The organism is Actinomyces polynesiensis (assembly GCF_000820725.1).
In the GTDB taxonomy this organism is placed as follows: Bacteria; Actinomycetota; Actinomycetes; order Actinomycetales; family Actinomycetaceae; genus Pauljensenia; species Pauljensenia polynesiensis.
The window spans coordinates 1-3,353 of sequence record NZ_CCXH01000012.1; the positions used below are offsets into that span (position 1 = coordinate 1).

Genomic DNA, 3,353 nt, shown 5'->3' on the forward strand with positions numbered 1-3,353 from the left:
GTTCCCCGCCACACCCCCCGGAGGGATTGGGTGAGGCACACATGAGCACCGTCACCGGAGTCGGCGTCGCGGAGAGCGCCGCGCCGCCCACCAACAGGACGTCCCGTTACAAGGGCATGTCCGTCAACCTGATGTACGTCCCCGTACTCGTCCTGTTCGCGGTCTTCATCGTCTACCCCGTCATCAACGGCGTGGGCATCGCGATGACCAACTGGGACGGGTACTCCCCGACCCGGGCCAATGTGGGGCTCGCGAACTTCGCGCGTCTCTTCGACGACGCGAACTTCACGGTCGCCCTGCGCAACACCTTCGTCTACGGGTTCGGGTCCACCATCATCCAGCAGATCTTCGGACTGCTCCTGGCGGTCCTGCTGGACACCGCCATCCGTGGGCGCAACATCGCCCGGGCGATCATCTACCTGCCCGTGCTCGTGTCCCCGGTGGTCATGGGCACCATGTACTACCTGGTGTTCCGCTACCACCAGGGCGCCCTCAACGACTTCCTGGGTCTCTTCGGGGCGAGCCCGGTGGCATGGCTGAGCGACTCGGGCTTCGCCATCGGCGTCATCGTGGCGATCAACTCCCTGCAGTTCATGGGTGTCTCGATGATCATCTACCTCTCGGGTCTCCAGTCGATCCCCAACGAGGTCAAGGAGGCGGCGGCCCTGGACGGCGCGACCGGGTTCCTGCAGTTCAGGCGCATCACGATCCCGCTCCTCCTGCCCGCCTTCGCCTCCTCCTGCGTCATCAACCTCATCGGTGGCCTCAAGCTCTACGACGTCGTCCAGGTGCTGACCGGCGGCGGCCCCGGCTACTCCACCAACTCGGTCTCGACGCTCATCGGCAAGTCCTACTTCGGCAACCAGGCGGCGGGATACGCCGCTGCGCAGGGCATCGTGCTCTTCCTGCTCATCGCCGTGTTCACCGTGATCATGAACCTCTGGTTCGACCGCCGTCGCGCCCGTCTGGAGAACTGACATGTCCACCAAGTCCAAGAGCCTGATCGGGATCGTCCTGGTCGTCTTCTGCGTGATCCAGCTGCTGCCCTTCTACTTCGCGGTCACCACCGCCTTCAAGCAGCAGACGGACCTGTCCTCGGTGTGGACGTTCCCCTTCGGGGGCATCACGATCGACAACTTCGTCTCCGCGATCCAGGACGGCAAGGTCTTCCGCGCCATCCTCAACTCGGCACTGGTCACGGTGGTCGTCACGATCCTCACCTGCGTGCTGGGCTCCCTGGCGGCCTACCCGCTGGCCCGGCGCCGCACGCTGGCCAACCGGGGCTTCGAGATCTTCACCCTCGGCGTGATGATGGTGCCGCCCCTGAGCATCCTGGTCCCCCTGTACTCGATGCTCAACCGCATGCACCTGCTCAACACCTACGTCGGGTTGATCCTCCCGCTGCTGTGCGTCTCCCTGCCCCAGGCGATCTTCCTGTACTCGCAGTTCCTCCGCTCCGTGCCCGTCACGCTGGAGGAGGCCGCCCGGGTGGACGGCGCCAACCAGATGCAGACGTTCTTCCGCATCGTCCTCCCACTGCTCAAGCCCGTCACGGCGACCGTCATCATCCTGACCGCGGTGGCCGTGTGGAACGAGTTCGCGCTGAGCTCCTACATCATGTCCCGCGACACGATGCGGACCCTCGCCCCCGCCATCGCCTCCTTCTTCGGTGCACAGGGGTCGAACGTCAACGCGGCCGTGGCGGCCTCGCTGCTGGGTGTCATCCCGGTCATCGTGGCCTACCTGTTCCTCCAGAAGTACTTCATGAAGGGAATGCTCGCCGGTGCCGAGAAGTGACGTGGAGGCGGCCTCCCGCCTCGGGTGGGGCACCGGGGCCCTGGAGCTGGGCTTCTCGTGGTCGCCCTCGACCCCGGTCGTCCTCGACGCATGGGGACTTGCGGACGAGGGCGGCCGGGACACCGGCCGGGACGCCGTGCCCGGCACACGACCCTGGGGGACGACCCAGCCCCTCGTCGAGGCCCTGGTGGAGGGCATGGGACGCTCGTGGAACAACACCCGCCTGTCGCACACGGCCCTCGGGGCGCGGTTGCGCCACGTCTCCCACGGGATGGCCGACGAGGGCGGGACCCGCGTCCTGACCCTCGTGCAGGAGTCGCAGTCCCCGCACATGAGGGTGACCACCGTCCTGAGGAGTGCCGAAGGGGGCTCCGCCGTCCAGGCGGTGACCAGTCTGGAGAGCCTCTCGGGGGAGGCCGTGCGCCTCAATGCCCTGTCCTCCCTCGCCCTGGGGTGCCTGGTCGCACCGGGATCGGGGGAGGAGGACCTCGAGCTCGTACGCGGGAGGTCCGCCCAACTGGCCGAGAACCGGTGGTGGGGCTCACTGCTGTCCGGGCCGGGGGGACTGGCGGACGTCCACACGCACCTCCACCGCAACCAGTCCGCCAGGGGATCGGTGGAGGCCACCGGAACCTCGACCTGGACGACCGCCGCTGACCTGCCCGCCGGGGTCCTGCACGACACCCGCTCCGGGCGGGCGCTGTGCTGGCAGGTCGAGCACGACGGGGACTGGCACTGGGAGGTCGACGCCATCCGGGAGGGCGGGGACGCCCTCGCCCTCGTGCTCGGCGGACCCGACGACCTCCACCACTCGGCCGTGCGCGTGCTGGCGCCCGGTGAGGTGTTCGACAGCGTGCCCGTGTCCGTCTCCTTCAGTGCGCTGGGGGTGGAGGGCGCGGTCGCCGCGATGACCCACCACCGGCGGTGGTTGCGCTCCCGGCACGTCCACGCCGGGATCCCCGTCGTCTACAACGACTACATGAACACCCTCGACGGAGATCCCTCCGAGGAGGTGGACCTCTCCCTGGCACGCGCCGCGGCGGAGGTGGGCGCGGAGGTCTTCTGCGTCGACGCCGGGTGGTACGCGGACTCCGGGGTTGACTGGTGGGCCAGCGTGGGGGACTGGGAGCTCTCCCGTCAACGCTTCCCCTCCGGCCTGTCCGCCCTCGTCGGGCAGGTCCGCGACCTGGGGATGCGCCCCGGGATCTGGATGGAGCCGGAGGTCGTCGGTGTCAGCTCCGTGGCCGCGGGGCGGCTCCCCGACTCGGCGTTCCTCAGCCGCGGGGGAGTGCGGGTGCGTGAACAGGACCGCTACTTCCTCGACCTGCGTGACCCCGCCGCGCGCGAGCACCTGGACCGGGCCGTCGACGCACTCGTGGACGCGGGGGTGGAGTACTTCAAGTTCGACTACAACGTCACCCCGGGGGCCGGCTCGGATGCCGGTGGGACGAGTCCCGGCGCGGGGTTGCTCGACCACGGGCGCGCCCACCTGGACTGGTACGACGCCCTGCGTCGGCGCCACCCCCGTGTCGTCCTCGAGTCCTGCTCCTCCGGCG

At 68.9% G+C, this 3,353-nt stretch carries 3 protein-coding genes; all 3 read left to right on the forward strand.

Going from position 1 to position 3,353, the window contains the following annotated elements:
• The first annotated feature begins 41 nt into the window (after positions 1–41).
• Positions 42–977 (forward strand): carbohydrate ABC transporter permease, encoded by a 936-nt coding sequence (locus TA90_RS00420; RefSeq protein ID WP_082031170.1) that lies wholly within the window; start codon positions 42–44, stop codon positions 975–977.
• A gap of 1 nt (position 978) precedes the next feature.
• Positions 979–1,797, forward strand: coding sequence for a carbohydrate ABC transporter permease (locus TA90_RS00425; RefSeq protein WP_043534064.1), 819 nt, complete (start codon positions 979–981; stop codon positions 1,795–1,797).
• Positions 1,784–3,353 (forward strand): glycoside hydrolase family 36 protein (locus TA90_RS00430; protein WP_147513289.1); only part of this gene is annotated, 1,570 nt, incomplete at its 3' end. The genes TA90_RS00425 and TA90_RS00430, both read left to right, overlap by 14 nt.